General features: G+C 37.1%; 14 protein-coding genes. 11 read left to right on the top strand and 3 right to left on the bottom strand.

The window, feature by feature from the left end:
* Window positions 1–244 precede the first annotated feature (244 nt).
* Together C9J34_RS03590 and C9J34_RS03585 are read left to right on the top strand one after the other, a co-directional pair.
* Window positions 245–883 (top strand): hypothetical protein, encoded by a 639-nt coding sequence (locus C9J34_RS03590; RefSeq protein ID WP_107838491.1) that lies wholly within the window; start codon window positions 245–247, stop codon window positions 881–883.
* A 118-nt stretch (window positions 884–1,001) separates the two neighbouring features.
* Complete coding sequence (locus C9J34_RS03585; protein ID WP_238600555.1) at window positions 1,002–1,295, top strand: hypothetical protein; 294 nt, start codon at window positions 1,002–1,004, stop codon at window positions 1,293–1,295.
* An 87-nt stretch (window positions 1,296–1,382) separates the two neighbouring features.
* Here the strand turns inward: C9J34_RS03585 and C9J34_RS03580 are convergent, their stop codons facing one another.
* Window positions 1,383–2,924, bottom strand: coding sequence for a S26 family signal peptidase (locus tag C9J34_RS03580; protein ID WP_107838490.1), 1,542 nt, complete (start codon window positions 2,922–2,924; stop codon window positions 1,383–1,385).
* On the bottom strand, window positions 2,917–3,435 hold the full coding sequence (locus C9J34_RS03575; protein ID WP_107838489.1) for a sigma-70 family RNA polymerase sigma factor: 519 nt from the start codon (window positions 3,433–3,435) through the stop codon (window positions 2,917–2,919). Before C9J34_RS03575 ends, C9J34_RS03580 begins: the two co-directional genes overlap by 8 nt.
* A 314-nt stretch (window positions 3,436–3,749) precedes the next feature.
* On the opposite strand from C9J34_RS03575, the gene sstT reads away from it, so the two are divergent.
* The 6 genes from sstT (at window position 3,750) to C9J34_RS03545 (ending at window position 12,236) form a co-directional block, all read left to right on the top strand.
* Window positions 3,750–4,958, top strand: a complete 1,209-nt coding sequence (gene sstT / locus C9J34_RS03570) for a serine/threonine transporter SstT (protein ID WP_107838488.1) — start codon at window positions 3,750–3,752, stop codon at window positions 4,956–4,958.
* Window positions 4,959–5,234: 276 nt separating this feature from the next.
* The gene (locus tag C9J34_RS03565; protein WP_107838487.1) at window positions 5,235–6,440 is read left to right on the top strand and encodes a DUF2399 domain-containing protein; all 1,206 of its coding nucleotides are present in this window, start codon (window positions 5,235–5,237) and stop codon (window positions 6,438–6,440) included.
* Window positions 6,422–7,831, top strand: a complete 1,410-nt coding sequence (locus tag C9J34_RS03560; protein ID WP_238600554.1) for a hypothetical protein — start codon at window positions 6,422–6,424, stop codon at window positions 7,829–7,831. Before C9J34_RS03565 ends, C9J34_RS03560 begins: the two co-directional genes overlap by 19 nt.
* Window positions 7,785–8,453 (top strand): hypothetical protein, encoded by a 669-nt coding sequence (locus C9J34_RS03555; RefSeq protein WP_107838486.1) that lies wholly within the window; start codon window positions 7,785–7,787, stop codon window positions 8,451–8,453. The genes C9J34_RS03560 and C9J34_RS03555 overlap by 47 nt, the downstream gene beginning before the upstream one ends.
* Entirely contained in the window at window positions 8,450–11,659 is a 3,210-nt protein-coding gene (locus tag C9J34_RS03550; RefSeq protein WP_107838485.1) for an SMC family protein, read from the top strand. The genes C9J34_RS03555 and C9J34_RS03550 overlap by 4 nt, the downstream gene beginning before the upstream one ends.
* Window positions 11,660–11,834: 175 nt before the next feature.
* Window positions 11,835–12,236, top strand: coding sequence for a hypothetical protein (locus tag C9J34_RS03545; protein WP_107838484.1), 402 nt, complete (start codon window positions 11,835–11,837; stop codon window positions 12,234–12,236).
* Window positions 12,237–12,405: 169 nt separating this feature from the next.
* On the opposite strand, the gene C9J34_RS03540 is transcribed toward C9J34_RS03545, so the two are convergent.
* A complete protein-coding gene (locus C9J34_RS03540) occupies window positions 12,406–13,230 on the bottom strand; it encodes a methyl-accepting chemotaxis protein (RefSeq protein ID WP_107838483.1) in 825 nt (274 codons plus the stop codon).
* A 239-nt stretch (window positions 13,231–13,469) separates the two neighbouring features.
* Between C9J34_RS03540 and C9J34_RS03535 the strand changes: the two genes are divergently transcribed.
* The 3 genes from C9J34_RS03535 to C9J34_RS03525 form a co-directional block, all read left to right on the top strand.
* Window positions 13,470–13,814 (top strand): DUF3307 domain-containing protein, encoded by a 345-nt coding sequence (locus C9J34_RS03535; protein ID WP_107838482.1) that lies wholly within the window; start codon window positions 13,470–13,472, stop codon window positions 13,812–13,814.
* A 9-nt stretch (window positions 13,815–13,823) separates the two neighbouring features.
* Window positions 13,824–15,587, top strand: coding sequence for a CHASE2 domain-containing protein (locus C9J34_RS03530; protein ID WP_107838481.1), 1,764 nt, complete (start codon window positions 13,824–13,826; stop codon window positions 15,585–15,587).
* Window positions 15,584–16,549, top strand: a 966-nt coding sequence (locus C9J34_RS03525) for a FecR family protein (protein WP_153062604.1), incomplete at its 3' end; no start/stop codon positions are given. The genes C9J34_RS03530 and C9J34_RS03525, both read left to right, overlap by 4 nt.

Below are 16,549 nucleotides of genomic sequence, written 5' to 3'. Positions count from 1 at the left end.
TTTTAAATGTGGGAGAATCGCTCATAACTAGCTAAAAAGCGCTCAAATAATACGAAGAAGTGATCAAATCGCAGCGAAAATTGCTCAAATAAGTTATTTTGCTCGCGAGTTCCCAGCATTTTAACTTGGTTCAACAAGTGCACAATCTATCTCAGGTGACTTGTTCGAAAGAAATTGATTTTACACCATACAAATTCCAGCAACATATGATAATAAAAAGCTTATCAGAGAAGGGAGTAACACCTTGCTGAATGTGGTCAGTGAAGCATTTTTTAAGCAATATATTGACCGGGAATTTCATATAAAGGGAATAAAGTGGTATGTGTGGGTATGCTCACTTAGCTTAATTGCGATGATGGTATTCTTCATACTTTATGCCTATCCAGATACGCAAAAATTCAGATGTATTGTTGGTGGGGTAGTCTGTGGGGTGACATCGGTTATTTATTTTAAACATGAGAAAAATAAAAATACGCGTGCTCAATTAGGTGATGAGAAGGAAACATTTCAAAAAAATATTCAACTAATGAGGAGAGTATTAATAGAAAATCATCTACTGAAACTGGAGCAGCTAAATATGTTAATTAGCTCAGCAGATACTGAACTGTCAGGCTTACGTTTGAGCGAAAAATTAAGGAAGTGGCTGTATGGAATTATTTCAGCAATTTTGATTCCAAGCACGACATTCATATCGACATTGATTGGCAATTATGAGCAAACGATTAACTATATATTGCAAGTTTTTTCGCTTGTTTTAATGCTATTAGTTATTTACCAGCCAATTAAATATTTATTGTATTGGTCACTCGATACAGAATTTCACCAAATGCTCGTATTGAAGCGTTATCTTGAGGATGTAAAGATGATGGATTATATTAGGTAATGAAAGAAATAGGAGTCCCTAGCTAACAACCAGACCAAATTAATTGTGTCACATAGTGTGGGAATACATATAGTAGGTGCAGAGGGCAAAACATGGCCTAGAATAGGAGTGATGAAATATGTATGGAAATCATCAGCCACATCCATCGCATATGTATCCACAAGGAGCACAGCCAAACACTTGCAACAATGGAGGGCAACATCATAATTTACAGCAGCAAACACTCGCTGCGATTGCACCAGTTGTTCATCATGGCTTATGCGAAGCACAGTATTTAGGCTATCAGCATGCTTTAACAGAAGCAGTAGCAATTGGTTATTTAATGGGAACGGGCTATAGTTTTGAGGCAGCTTGGAAACTGGTTGAATCTTGGTGGAGAGCGCCAGGAAATCCTTTACCACAGCCATATTAATAGGAACTGGTCTAGAAAGTAGTGTATGAATCACTTTCTAGACCAGTTCCTTCTGTTATTAGTGGGGTACAAATTTTTTGATAGCTATCATTGTAACGGCAAAAAGTCAGATTGCCAAATGCCGTTTTTATTTTGAATCATGCGCCACATGCCTATGTCTCCACTAGGTAAGTGGAAAGTAATAATACCTTCATCATTGTGAATTTGAAATTCACCAGCTTGTAGAAGTTGCGCATAGTACGGGGCGTAACGGCGCTCGTTTTCTAAATGGGAAAAGGAGTTATTTTGACGTATATGCTCCTCTTCAGTCCATTGAACATGCCCTGGCTCTGTTGTATACATGCGGTAGGCTGTCCGTTTATCTACTAAAAACTGCGCATATAGCTGTACACGTGCATAAGTAATCGGGTCAACATTGCGGAATACTTCTATATCGTTTGAATTTTTGAAGGCTGTATATAAGCTGCGCTCCTGTTCAGTCCATTCTTTTTCCATATATTTACTTTCGTAACCTATCACCTTGGCATCAACTTGCTCCAGTGAGATTGCTTCTATTTTATCAAGTGACCAATTGTCAGGAATGACGAAAATTTCTTTTTCTGAAAGCTGTGTGATCGCATGATTAAAAAAGAAAATTTCTTGTGCATTTTTTGTATCTTCAAATTTCTCAATATAATTTTCATAGACGGTTTCACCCATTATTTTTGCGAACATAGCATGGTACGGAATTGGAATTGTATTAATAACGACAGAGCCATTGATAATTTCAATCGTTTCATTAGGTAAGCCGAGTACACGGCTCATTACTTGCTGCCCATCCTTAGCTGTATAAAGAATAACATCTAAACGATCTAGTTGATCGAATTGTGGATCAACGACAAGAGGGTATTGCGTATATTCTTGCTTACCTTGTTCCATCGTATTACTCGTTAACTGGATAGCATACTGTTCTCCTGATAATGAATTAATCAATGGAATATCTTCGATTTCATCACTCCTACTATATAAGTCCCCAGCTAGTCGTTCCCATGTATTGTCTTTATTTTGGACAATAATACGTGCGGCCTTATCGCTAATAGCAAACCAGTAAGTGAGCCCATCTGTAAGGGGAATCAAGGTTGCCTTCTGTTCACCGACGATAATTTGTTTTATCTCTGCTGTCTCAATAACACCTGCATACATAAAAGGCTCTTGGACAGTTGAACCCCAAAATTCCTTACCGTCATAGGGCTTACTTTGTGTACCTGTCGCTTGTATCCACCGCCAGCCATTTTTGTATTCTAAATAGGCTAAATAGATTTTTTCCCCCTCGTCTCGCTCAATAAAGGCAACAAGTGCATCCCCCTCTTTTAAATAATTAAATTCCTGAAAAATCACTTCATAATTTTCGCCTTCCATGTAGCTTTCAAAGAAGTGAGTAAATTGTGCTTTTGAATCATTTGTTTGCTGCCATAAGCTTGCACCAACAAATAATGCGAGCAATGTGACAAAGCTTGCTGCTATAAATAAAGTAGTCCAACTTTTCTTTTTGGGCTGCATGATTTGTTGCAGGACATAGTTTTCATTTTTTGGTGTGAAGTGCGTTTTATCTTCCAGTACTTCCTTGAGCTCTCGCTTAATATTATTCATACAGATCACCTCCCAATTGAACTTCGCTCAGTGACGTTTTCAATAAATCGCGCCCTCGCCTTAATCTCGTTTTAATTGTATTTTCAGAGATGCTTAAGAGTGTCGCAATTTCAAAACTCGTCATTTCTTCATAGTAAAATAACACGATTGCTTCTCGGTATTTGATAGGAAGCTCTAACACAGCTTTTGCAATCGCGTGCTGTTCTAGCTTTTGTAAAGTTTCTTGCTCACTTGATGGGATTGTTTGTTGCTTGTTTTTCCAAAGGCCCTCTAAGATGCGCAGCCTATTTTTTATGCTGCGTAAATGGTCACAGCTTTTATGTATCGTCATTTTTGCTAAATAAGTTTTGATGCTTGCTTGCCCTTTATATTGCTGTGTTTGAAAATATTTGATGAAAACGTCTTGCACAATGTCTTCTGCAATCGTCCAGTTTTTCACATAAACATAGGACAGACGCGTAAGGTAATCGCCGTATAAACCCATCAAATCTCTCATTTCGTCTGCATTCAAAGCTAGATGCCTCCTTTCTTCACGCAATAGACGGGTGAGTGGTGAAAATAGTTTCAAAAATAATGGATGGATATACTTCAAGTAGGAACCTAAAGTGAAATATTTAAAGAAAATGATACTTTACACCAATTATTTTTGATGAATATATTATGTAATTATTAATGATACAACACTTGAATATTTTTTAATCTAAAATAATTAATAAGATAAGATGTTTGTTTGTGCTTTTGAAAAACACAGTTGTGTTATTGTGATATACAATGTATGATTATTGTACAATAAAGAAATTACATCTAGATTCGCGGAGGAAAGAAATGAAAACATTGTTTGAAACATGGAATCGCATTAATCTTGTAAGCAGAATTGTTGTAGGTATTATTCTCGGCATTATTTTAGCATTAATTGCTCCAGAGGCATTAAGTGGTATAACAATTTTAGGAACATTATTTGTATCAGCACTAAAGGCCGTTGCGCCAATACTTGTATTCGTGTTAGTTATTAACGCACTTGCGTCACACGTTAGTGGCAAGGCAACAAATATGAAGATGGTACTGGTGCTTTATGCGGTTAGCACATTTTTAGCAGGCTTTGTTGGTGTTGTAGTAAGCTATCTATTTCCAACAGAGCTGACATTAAAAACAGGCGCTCAGGAAATTGCTCCACCAAGTGGCGTTATAGAAGTATTAGAGTCGCTATTATTTAATATTGTAACAAATCCAGTGAGCGCTATTATGAATGCTAATTACCTTGGTATTTTAGCATGGGCTGTGCTGCTTGGGATTGCATTAAAGGCATCGAATGATTCAACAAAAACGATGTTAGCAAATATATCAGATGCTGTTACAAAAATTGTACAGTGGATTATTAGTCTAGCGCCAATTGGTGTTATGGGGATTATGTTTGATATTATTTCGACGACAGGCTTATCAGCATTACAAGAGTATGGTCGACTAATTATTATTTTAGTTGTTACGATGTTTTTTGTGGCATTAGTTGTTAATCCATTGATTGTCCTGCTTGTAGCACGTCGCAATCCATATCCAATTGTTTTAACAAGCTTAAAGGAAAGTGGTATTACAGCATTCTTTACACGTAGCTCGGCTGCCAATATTCCAGTGAATATGGCACTCGCTGAAAAATTAAAGTTAAACAAAGATACATATGCTGTATCGATTCCATTAGGGGCAACGATTAATATGGCGGGGGCGGCTGTAACCATTTCTGTTTTAACGATGGCAACGGCGCATACGTTAGGTATTGAGGTTGATATTTTGACAGCCGTCATTTTGATGGCTTTAGCAGCGGTTTCAGCTGCTGGTGCGTCAGGCGTTCCAGGAGGTTCCTTATTGTTAATACCGCTAGCATGTGGCTTACTCGGCATCTCAGATGATATCGCCATGCAGGTCGTAGCAATCGGCTTTATTATTGGGGTTGTACAAGATTCCTGTGAAACAGCGTTAAACTCATCGTCAGATATTGTGTTTACAGCGGCTGCGGAGTATGCGAAGGAACGAGCGAAATAGGCGTTTTCTTATTTTTATTGAGAACATAAACGAAGAGCTTCACATTATCTGGAAATGCTTGTGTGATCAATATCATGTTGGTCTTATTCAAACTTTTATGGATGGTGATTGTTTTTTATCTTGAGACGGGCGTCTGCTTTTATGCAAAAAACTTACTGTTCGTTAATGTAGGATAAAATGGTAAAAAGAGCATCTTTTCTCTTTATGAGAGAGGATGCTCTTTTCGTAGTATAATGAAACAAATAACAATGTTGGTATTTTTAGAGGTGATAAACGTTGCAATATAAAGAAAATAATATAATAGATTTTGTTCAACAATTTATTTTAAAATCTGGTGAAAAAATTGAGAAAATCGAACAGCAAGGTAATATACAAACTTTAACAATCGTGAAGCATTCAGCACGGATTTATAAAAAAGTTGCGCAAATAAAGATAGCAAAGCAATTAGCTAATGAAATAGTCATACCTAAAGTATTGGTGAAGTATAAATTTTCACTTAAGGCAAAGCGTCAGTTAGATGAACCTGTTGAAACGATTTATCAATGGCTTTCAGCAGGATGGATTGTGCGTGAAATTCGCTACAATGTAGATGGGCTTAGCGTAAAAGAAGAGGTTTATCGTATGGGACCAACATATATGGAGGTGCTTGAGCAACAGCAAGCACAAGACCAGCAACAATATAATTTTCAGCTAACACTGCTATTCACACAAGCAGAGGCACTACAAATGCCACAATCATTTCAGAAGGCTATGCGTTTCGATGTCATGCCATCCCGTTGGAATCAGGCAAAACGGTTGAAGTTTATCCAATTTTGCATTGCATTTTATCAGCTTGCACAGCGTAAAGATTTATTTGATTTTAAAGAGATTGGCGCTACATATGAAGATCGAATAGGCGCTTCTAAAATGTTTGATGCAGAGCGTGAGGAGTTTTTAGCATATTTAGAGCAATTCAATATTGATGTGGCGAACTATGGACTTGTCAGCATTGGGAAAATTGTTCCAATTTATTTCGCTGGACATGCACAAGCAGCATTGGCTACATATGAAATTGGCGCAGTGCATGCGACAACAGATAATGCGGTGTTGCAAACAACATTTACAACGAATAATACAACATTATGGTTAGTTGAAAATCGAGCTATTTTAACAAGAATGGCAACAGAAAGTGAATTTTTACAGAAGAGCAATTCGTTTGTTCTTTGTTTAGACGGACAAATTCGTTCTGCTCATAAACAATTGATTAAGCAGTTGCTATGTAGTACGATTCAGCAAGTGTTAATTTGGACGGATTATGATGTAGCAGGGCTAACGATTGCCAAAAATGCGATTCAACTATTGTCATGCCCATATAAAATTATCGGGCGTCATAATCAGCTATTTACGGATATTTCCTTATATGAACAATGGCTTCAACAGGAAGGAAAGCATGAGCAAGAGCAGCAATTAGGAGGTAGAGAGCAATGGGAAACATGGGTGTAAATGCACCAATCTCAATTTTTCAAAGTGATTATTTTTCAGCAGAGTTTATGAAATCGATGCGGGATTTAGCTTCCTTATCAGCTGTTTTGAAAGATTTAAGCACGGAAAAAATGTACGATTCACCGACAGAAATTATTCGTTTTTTGAATATTATCCAGCTATTGAATGAGGCATCATTAGGAATTCGTGAACCAATCGATACGGAAGATACGCTATATTACCGATATCGAAGCATTTATACAAATGATGAAGAACCACCGACAATACAAACGATTCAGCGCGTCTTGAATATTTTAGAGCGCAATAATTGGGTGATGAAGCAAACGCGGCAAATTAAGCTAATGGATCGTGGAAAGCGCCTAATGGACGGCTTAATTCGGATGGGAAATGATGCGCTTGCTTACTATTTGCAGGATGATATTGGTCGTTCACTATTTCAAGCGAGGCGCGATGCAGAAATTAGTGCAGCTTATGATGATAAGGGCATATCTGGTGGGAATAAAATTGCGTCGATGATTTATAATGTCGAGCAGGCCATTGAACAGCTTGAAAGCCGACAGCTTGAATTTTTAGCGGATCGCAATGCGTTACCACAGCTTGAGCAAATTAACGGATTAATGCAGGAATTAGAAGGGAAAATGGCGGAGCGTTTAGCGCAGTTTCAAACATTAGAGGAAAGCCTTATTATGAGCAATTTAATCCATCGTGGGACAGCGACAATGACAAAAGGAACTGCGTTAAGCTTAAGCGTATTAACGAAATACATTCGCTTCGTCAATATGCAGCTCACACCAATAGAAGAAAAGATTTCTCCAGAGAAAGTGCGTAATTTTATTTTATCGATTTATGAGCCACCAGCGCACTCAAATATTCCAACGACACACGATATTTTTAGCTTTATGGAGCAAAATCAGTATGAAGGTGAAACATTCGATGGCTTATGGCTTCCAGTAAAATTTGCTGCACCGATTGGTAAGGAAGATATTCATGAGGCGGTGAATTATTTAGAAATATACGAGCCGAAGCGTGAGGGAGAAATGCAAGAAATAGAAGAGCCTGTGTATGATGATATTGAGATTATGAATGGTTCAATTAGAGAGGCATTGGATTCGGCAAATTGGCAAATGATGAAGGCACAAATCGATACGTCAAAAATAGAAAACTATTTAGAGGAGCATGGTGAAACGGAAATAGAGCAACTCATTGTGGAATCTAGTTCAAATAAGTGGAATGATGCGATTTTATCTATGCTGGCACTGTCTGCCTTAACGAGTAATAGCAAAATAGCGGCACAGCCAAAAGCAGAAACGAAGGAATTCGACAAGGAATGGGAGTGGATAAATGATGGAGACAAACAATATACCATACGCAAGCTCACTAGCGATGATTAATCAGCTCAAAGGTTATTTAACAACAGAGGAGGAGCTTGCGTTTATGCAGCTTTTATTTTCCTCATCGGCTTCAATAAAAGGAGCAAATTATGGGCTGCGTCGCGTTGAATTAGAGAGAATTTTAAACATTAAAAATGATGATGAAGCATTGTATTCCTTTATTCAACGTGTGAATGGAGCGGTGCAGCGCTATTTTAAAATTGTCTATGATGAGCGACGCGACCGCATTGTAGCGATGATGCGTGTGACAGCGAATAATGCGAAATCGACATTAAGCCATGAGGCGTTAGCCATTTTATTATATCTATTTTATCAGCAGGAAGTATTGGGGCATGAATTTACGTTATTGCATCAGTTGCTGCTTGACTTTGGACATGAATCGCTAAATGCGAATCGAAAAATGAAAGTGAATATGGATCAATTGAAAAAAGTTGGCGCTGTTGAAGATTATACAGAAACCTCGGAAGAAGCGTACCAGCTGACAACGATTGGCGTCCACTTATTTTCTGATTCATTTTTGCATCGCACGGTCGAGTTTGCACAGGAAACAAAGTTAAATAAAGAAGAAGTAATGAAATTTTTTAAGCGCTATAATTTGTATGTTGAGGAGGATATGCAATGATTCCATATGTCTTAAAAATACATGGTGTCCGTGACTTTTCCTCCTGTAGTATCGCCCTCGGAGAAGCGAACGAACATATACTCATTACAGGACCAAATGGCGTTGGGAAGTCAACGCTCACTTTTTGTATTGGCGCCATTTTATATTCAGCAAAGGTTGAGATTGAAGGTCTGCGTTCAAATAATTTGGCGGCAGATAAGCCGTGGAATGCAAGAATGACACTTGTATTTAAAAATGAAGGATCTGCACGCATCGATGGACCACCTTTTATTGCCTTTGAGTTAGCTGTTCATCAGCCTATCAAAAATGGCATCATTCAAAAGGAATATCGTATTTTAACAGGTGAAACGGAGGAGCAATTAACAAATGTGACTTCCTATACATCGGGAAATACAACGGGACGCAATTTTAGTGCTTATCGAGAGGACTTGCGAAGTAAATATAAAATCGATCCAGATTTATACTATTTAATTTGGTATCAGCAGGAAGTAAATCAATTTGCAGCGATGAATCCAGAGGAACGCTTTCGCCAATTCAGTAATATGTTTGATATTGCGGATATGCAGAATCAGTGGGAAACTGCACTCGAAAGCGTGAAAGAAGTAGAACGTGAAATTGAGCATTTATCCTCTGTTGTAAGAGCCGCAGAATCTAATTTAAGGGTTGCTGAAAATGATTTAACTAATTTTCAAAATAATCGTCGACGTTTAATCGAAAATGGAAGCAAATACTATACGTTTATGACGCTGCTATTGCAAAAATTTACGAGCGAGCTAGAGAAGGAGCGTGCGATTCTTTTACAGCTTGAGGAGGAGAAGAAGGAGCTACTGCAAAAGCAATCTGAATATAGTCAACATGAAAAAGCAGCAATCCAGCACTTAGAAAAACTGAAAGCTGAAAGCAAGGAAATTGAAAAGCAGCTAACAGAAAAAAAGGTCGAGTTAGAGGGATGGCAAGATAAAGCAACGACATTGAGAAAAGACTATGAACAGTTATTTAAACAGCTTGAAGCAATTTCTGAAAAGGCAAGACGCCTACGTTTTGATGAGGAAACGACATTTGCTAAATATGATGCAACAGTAGCGCAAAAAAAGCAGTTAGAGGAACAGGAAAAACAATTACAACATAATGAAACTCTTTTGAAGAAGCAAGAGCAAAGGATTGTAAGGGAACAGGCTCAAATAGAAACAAATCAACAAACTTTTCAGCTGCAGCTTGAAAAGGCGTATAAGGCTGTCAATCTGTATACGAGCAGTAGTCATATTGAAACATTGATCCAACAAGCAAATATGAAGCAGCAGGAAATTTTCAAAGAACAGCAGTTAGCTATACCAAAAATAAATGAGCATGAGCAAAAGATCCAGCAATTACGGAAGAAGCAAGTAAGGTCTACACGACAACAGCAAGGATTACAAGATTTGCGAAAAAAAGGTATGGAGGCCTATACATTACGTGAATTAATTGAGCTTGCACCAAATGCTCCTTTGAAATTAGAAGAGAAAATCGAAGCAATCAAATATACGATTTTTTATAATGGCGCTAATTATAGACCGATGAACGACTTATATTATGTGTCGTTAAAGCAAGTTGTACCAAATCGTATTATTGTGAATCTTCCTCAACTTGGTTTGCAAATGCGCAGTGGTTTATCAGAGCAAATGCAAAACTATGCAAATAAAGCATTATGGTGGGTCGAACAATTTTTTATAAAGACGCCACAAATTGAAAACGGCATTCTCTTTGATGAGCGAGGTAGTCGAGGAGCGCAGGAGCAACTGCAATATATTTTAAGCGATGCCGCAATCCAGCAAATGCTACAGGAACAAGAAAGTTTATTAGCTAGTTTAAAGCAACAGCAAACAAAGCTAGATGAACAGTATAATAGTAACCAAATATCTATTCAGCAATTACACGGAGAGAAGCGTGAAATTCAAGAGGCGGAGAGTATACTGCTACGTGAAGGTGAATTAGAACATTATAAAAAGCAGCTTGTACACCTAGAGGAGCAATTGTCTACAATTTATGATGAGCAAAGCGCTATAGAGCAGAGGCAGAAAAAAATACAAAAACAGCTAGCTGGCACAGTGCATGAATTTCAACTATTAGAGAAGGAATGTCAAATTTATGACGAGCTTGGGGCAGCAGCAGAACAGCAAAGGCGACTACAACTATTAGAAGCACAGCTAAAAACAGTTCAAAAAAATGTAACCGAACTTAATCAGCAGCGAGGAAATCTTGTAACGGAATTGACAAGCAAAACAAACGAGGTACACCTTCAAAGCAACGAAACACGAAAACGTAAGGTAGATGTTGAATTAGCTATAGAAAGATTAACGAAAAATGACTTAAACAGCAAAAACAACAAAGACAGAATGGAGACGCTAGATGCGGAGCAGCAATCTTTAACAATTAAACTACAGGAACTAGCGCAAATTTTACCATTAGAGGCATCTGTCATGGATGAAGGAGTTTCCATGAATTTAGGCAAGGAAGCATTGCGAAATGGTACTGTGCAATATGCAGCAGCTTTTGAAAATGCACGGACAGAAAAGGTAAATGTCAATGCTGAGAAAAACTACGAAGTGATGAAAAATGATTTTGACCGTAAGAAAAATGATTTGGCGACGGCTGAAATACTTCTTGAGGAAAATGCGAATCGCGCGGCTGAAAACGAAGACAGACTTGAAACGACCATTAATATGCATTTAACAAAAATCAATTTGCTTTTCCAAAAATATATGGACAAATTCCACTTTGAAGGAAAAATTGAAAAGGAGCGAGTGACAGAAAAGACAGGCCGTATTAAATACTTACTCTTTGTCAAGGCGCGTAAAATTGGTCATGGTGGTGACATGGAAGATGTTAGCGTAAAAGCTCGTCATGGGAAGGTGGGGAAAGGTGTTTCTGGTGGTGAGGAGTCACTTAGCTCCTTGCTATTTGCGTTAGCATTGCTCCAAAATTTATCCATTGCTCCAAGCTATATTGTGCTAGATGAATTTGATAGTGCATTAGACGATGAGCGCAAAGATAAAGTGTTTGATTTATACGCGAAGGAGCTAAAGCGCAAGCTCATTATTTTATCACCAAAAGGACATGATAGTTCATATTATAATTATTTCTCAAAAGCATTTATTATTGAACACGATTCATCCATTCCGAAGAGCTTCATTAGAGGGGTGGAAAAGAAGGGGAAAATGCTTAGTTGATGCATATTTTTATAAAATGACAATAATGGTTATCGGGAAGGGAAATGGAAGTTGCCCTTCTCGATTTTTTAACCGCCTTTCATGTAGCGTAGCAGTGAGCGCATTTTGGAATTTTCCTCTATTAATTTATCAATCTGTTTATGCTACAATTTAGAAGAGAGGGGAGGTGAAGAAAATGAACAATGAAAGCATTATGATGGAAATGCTCCAAAACCTAGTAGTAAGTGTTGATAGTATGCAACAAAATATGAATAAACGTTTCGATCAAGTAGAGGCACGTCTTGCAGATGTAGAAGTACGATTAGAAAACGTAGAAGTACGCCTTGGTAAATTAGAAACAGATATGGTAGATGTAAAAGTACGTCTAGAAAATGTAGAGACAAATTTACATGCTCTGAATGGACGTGTGGAGGCATTGGAAAAAACAAATAGTGGCATAGGTGAGATGTTTGAGCATACAGTACGGCTTCAGCAAGAAGCAACTGATAGCATTCATGAAATTTTACAATTCCATGCGCATAAAATTACAGAAAATGAAAAAAGCATTTACTTTTTAAAAAATAAGCTAACCTCTTAAATAACTACTTAATTTCATATTTAGTAGACCTCATTTGAATGTTTAAACATCCAACATCGGATCTTTTCGGATTACATTACTCCCATTTTGTCATTGAGGTGCAATGGCTTACACTAGGATAAGCCAAAAAAGCGGCTTACACCCTTTCGCAAAGGATGAAGCCGCCCTTTTATTTTAATGTACTTTGCATAAATGATTTCATTTCATGACTTAGCGTTGTTAATTCTTCAATAATTTCGCTAAAATCTTGGACTAGCTGAGCTTGTTCATTTGTAGCTCCGTTGATTTGCCCCATGTTTTGCTTTAGATTTTCTAAATTACGATTAATATTTTTTAATGAACCTTCAATATTTTCAGTCGCATTTGATGTTTCTTGAGACATTTTACGAACTTCCTGCGCTACGATGTTGAATCCTGCACCATGTTGACCTGCACGTGCAGCTTCGATGGAAGCATTTAAGCCAAGTAAGTTGGTTTGACGAGAAATATTTTTAATTAAATCGGTAATTCCATTTGTTTTCTCGGCATCTTCTAACGCATGTTGCGCTTGACGGTTAATTTCTTCACTTGTTGCAGCTAGCTCCTCAGAATGAGAGGCGATTGTATGTACTTTATCTTGTAAATTTGTAACAATCGTATTCATTTGTTCTATATATTTTTCAAGCTTAACAGTATTATCAATTGGTAGACCGAAAGCTAGTGCTCCTACGACTTTACCATTTTCACGAATCGGGAATGAGAAAGCATTTACCGCCACACCGTATACATCCTCTGGAATGATAACATCTGCATTGTTTCCTTTAAAGGCTATAAATACATTATCGTCGTTCGGATTAATAGAATCCCCATCTTTGTAACCAGTATCTACTCGCTTACCAGCTAAATATTTAATCATTTTTTGATCTTCTTTTCGACAGACAGCTACAATAGCTTCTTCTTTTAAGGCAAGGTGAATATAAGGGGCTGACATAGCAAGTGCTTCGATAATGTTCATGCTTAATTCCTCCAAGTTTCATAGTAAAATGGCAATGATTAATTTTACTTTAACATAATGACAGATAATACTAAATGACTAATTCATGAAAACTGTATTTAATTTAGCTAGATATATTATATTTTTCAGAAAAATATTTAATTTTTTAACCTAATTTTAACCTTACGAATTTATCCTATGTATAAATGATGTTTTAGCGTAGTTCATTTTAAAATCATGCCTATGTGAGGAGGTATACAATGGACTTTTTAATATTAGTATTCGCACACTTACTAGCCGACTACCCTTTACAAGGAGAATTTCTTGCTAAAATGAAAGGAAAAAATTTTATTGTTCTATGTAGTCATGCGGGCATTTGGACGGGAACCGTTTTAATAGCAGCACATTTAATAGGCTATTCAGTGGACCTTTTAGATGTTTTGATTTTATTTACTGTACATGCGCTAGCGGATTATTTAAAGGCAAAACCAATAGGGTTTTACAAAAAGTTAGATTCTTTAGGAATGGGTTTGTTTATAGATCAATCCATACATATTTTGCAAATTATTATTTTCATGCTCTTTATGTCAGAGAAAATTTCATAGGAGGTAGATATGAAAATAAAATTTAGTTATATGATGGTTGCTATTGCGATTATTTTAAGTTTTTTATTATATAAAGATGGCTTGAAGGGGCTTGAGCTAAAGCTACAAGACCTATGGTTACAAGAAGGGAGAGCTATTGATTCAAGAATTGCGATTATTGCGATTGATGACGAGAGTTTACAGCAGATTGGGCACTGGCCTTGGAAACGTGATACTCATGCGAATTTAGTGCGTATTTTAAATGAAGGGAAGGTAGCGATTATTGGCTTTGATGTTACCTTCCCCTTACCGGCTGAGGATGCAAAAGAGGATGAGCAGTTTATTCACGCGATTCAATCGAATGACAATGTAGTACTTGCACATTATGGGCAATTTGCTAGTTATGCGACAGAAGGCATGATAGAGAGTACAGCATTATCAGAGCCATTTCCAGCATTGAAAGAAGCAGCAAGTGGATTAGGGCACTTGAATACAATTCCTGATCAAGATGGCATTGTTAGAAAAGCATTGCTTCAATTTTCTTATCAAGGTGAGATGGTTCAAAGTTTTTCAGCCGTAATTGCTGAAAAGTATTTAGAACAGCAAGGTCAAGCCTTAACAATAAATCACAAAGCTTTAAACCGATTTCAACAATTGCATATTGACTATGTAGGGAAGCCGAATGCGTTTGAAGTAATTCCTTATACGATGGTGCTGAATGGAGATGTTCCACCTCTATATTTTGAAAACCGGATTGTTTTAGTTGGTCCGTATACAGTCGGAATTAAGGACGATTTTTTAACACCCATGAGTCAAAAACAGCCTATGTATGGCGTAGAAATTCATGCCAATATTATTCAAAATTTATTGGAAGGTAATTTTAAAAAAGAAGTAGCTTGGCAATGGAATATGGGATTATTACTAGTAGCAGCAGGTATTGCTTATTTCATTTGCCGAATGCGTTCTTCATTATTGTCGCTACTACTATTTGTTTTAACAACAGGTATTGTGCTGTTAAGCAGTAAAATTTTATACGGAAAAGGTTGGATTATTTCCCTTGTTTATATGTTAACGCTGTTTACTGTTTCTTACATTGTGTCAGTTGGTTTTAATTATTTTACTGAACAATTGGAGCGCAAGCGTATTACTTCTATTTTCGGACGTTACGTAGCACCTCAAGTAGTAACAGAAATTTTAGAGAATGGTGAAGAAGGGCTAAAATTAGGCGGCAGTCGCAAAGATATTAGCGTTATTTTTGTTGATATTCGAGGTTTTACAACATTATCGGAAAGTGTTGAACCAGAGGAAATAGTCGGTATTTTAAATGAATATTTAAATTTAACGGCCAACTGTATTTTTGAATATGGGGGTACATTAGATAAATTTATTGGTGATGCAACAATGGCTATTTTTAATGCTCCTTTACCGATAGAAAATCATGAGCTACAAGCTGTGAAAACTGCTTGGGCAATGAAAGAGGGAGCGGCTGTTCTTGAAGAAAAATTACTAGAACGTTACGGAAAAAGTGTTAAATTTGGTATCGGTATTCATACAGGACCAGCAGTTGTTGGCAATATTGGTTCAAAAACACGAATGGATTATACGGCGATTGGTGATACGGTAAACACAGCAGCGCGCCTTGAAAGTAATACAAAGCCGGGACAAATTATTATAAGCGATAAAGTGTATGAAAAGGTGAAGAATCAAGTTGTGGTGAATCCATTAGGTGAAATTCATGTGAAGGGGAAGATAGAAAGTATTACAATTTACGAGCTGGAAGGGGTGAGGGGATGAATAAAAAAATAGTAGCAGTCGTTATTGCAGTTACTAGTATTATTTTCATTTCTTTATTTGCTTATTTATTTATTAACAAAGAAACAAATGTAGTTGGGAAAATCCTATCGATTACGGGCTTAGTAGAAGTGAAAAAAGAAGCGGAGAATAAAATATTGAAGGTGTTTGCCAATATGGCTTTTACTGAGGGCGATACGTTAATGACAGGTGCTGATGGACGCGCTGAATTAGCGATTGATGAAAATAAAGAAATTCAAGTGGCACCCAATACACAAGTATCCTTTATAGAGCTAGTAACTAGCATAAATGCAAAGGCAGGAAAGTCTTACTTATATTTAAAAGAGGGGAAAGTCAAAATTAAAATTGAAGAGAAGTTAACAGGAGATTCCCGTTTTAATATTGAAACACCAAATGCGATTATGGGTGTAATGGGAACTGAGTTTTTTGTCTATTATGATGCAAAAGGTACATGGGTAGGCGTATTAGAAGGAGAGGTTGAAGTTGTTACAGACGATGGAAATCGTATTTTACTAGTACCGTTAAATAAAAGTGTATTTATCGGCTATGATGGCGAAATCGAAATTGTTGATTTAGATATGGAGCAAGTTCGGAAATTTGATACAGAAATAATTAGTAGCGCGGATGAGGACAGAATAATAGTAGATACAACATTCCTATCTGCTTTATTAAATGGCAAGGACGAAAAAGAGGATGCAATAAATCAACAAACAGGTGACCAAGCACAGCTAACTGATAACATGATGCAAAGAACAATTTTCAATAATAGACCACTAGCACAAGGCAGAATACGCAATCAGCCTAATGCTACAATGTCACAAGCTATAGAGGAAACGTCAACAGTGGAAGAAGAGCCACCATATGAGGAAATTCCACCAGTGGAAGAAGAGGAGCCACCGTACGAGGAAATTCCACCAGTGGAAGAAGAGCCACCGTACGAGGAA

The organism is Metasolibacillus meyeri, assembly GCF_003049505.1.
In the GTDB taxonomy this organism is placed as follows: domain Bacteria; phylum Bacillota; class Bacilli; order Bacillales_A; family Planococcaceae; genus Metasolibacillus; species Metasolibacillus meyeri.
This window is presented reverse-complemented; position numbering and strand designations above follow the sequence as displayed.

What these genes read in the sequence shown, in the direction of transcription:
- C9J34_RS03585 (WP_238600555.1), top strand. Translation starts at nt 1,002, where the DNA reads ATGTATGGAAATCATCAGCCACATCCATCGCATATGTATCCACAAGGA.
- C9J34_RS03555 (WP_107838486.1), top strand. Translation starts at nt 7,785, where the DNA reads ATGGAGACAAACAATATACCATACGCAAGCTCACTAGCGATGATTAAT.
- sstT (WP_107838488.1), top strand. Translation starts at nt 3,750, where the DNA reads ATGAAAACATTGTTTGAAACATGGAATCGCATTAATCTTGTAAGCAGA.
- C9J34_RS03550 (WP_107838485.1), top strand. Translation starts at nt 8,450, where the DNA reads ATGATTCCATATGTCTTAAAAATACATGGTGTCCGTGACTTTTCCTCC.
- C9J34_RS03560 (WP_238600554.1), top strand. Translation starts at nt 6,422, where the DNA reads ATGGGAAACATGGGTGTAAATGCACCAATCTCAATTTTTCAAAGTGAT.
- C9J34_RS03540 (WP_107838483.1), bottom strand. Translation starts at nt 13,230, where the DNA reads ATGAACATTATCGAAGCACTTGCTATGTCAGCCCCTTATATTCACCTT.
- C9J34_RS03535 (WP_107838482.1), top strand. Translation starts at nt 13,470, where the DNA reads ATGGACTTTTTAATATTAGTATTCGCACACTTACTAGCCGACTACCCT.
- C9J34_RS03580 (WP_107838490.1), bottom strand. Translation starts at nt 2,924, where the DNA reads ATGAATAATATTAAGCGAGAGCTCAAGGAAGTACTGGAAGATAAAACG.
- C9J34_RS03545 (WP_107838484.1), top strand. Translation starts at nt 11,835, where the DNA reads ATGAACAATGAAAGCATTATGATGGAAATGCTCCAAAACCTAGTAGTA.
- C9J34_RS03530 (WP_107838481.1), top strand. Translation starts at nt 13,824, where the DNA reads ATGAAAATAAAATTTAGTTATATGATGGTTGCTATTGCGATTATTTTA.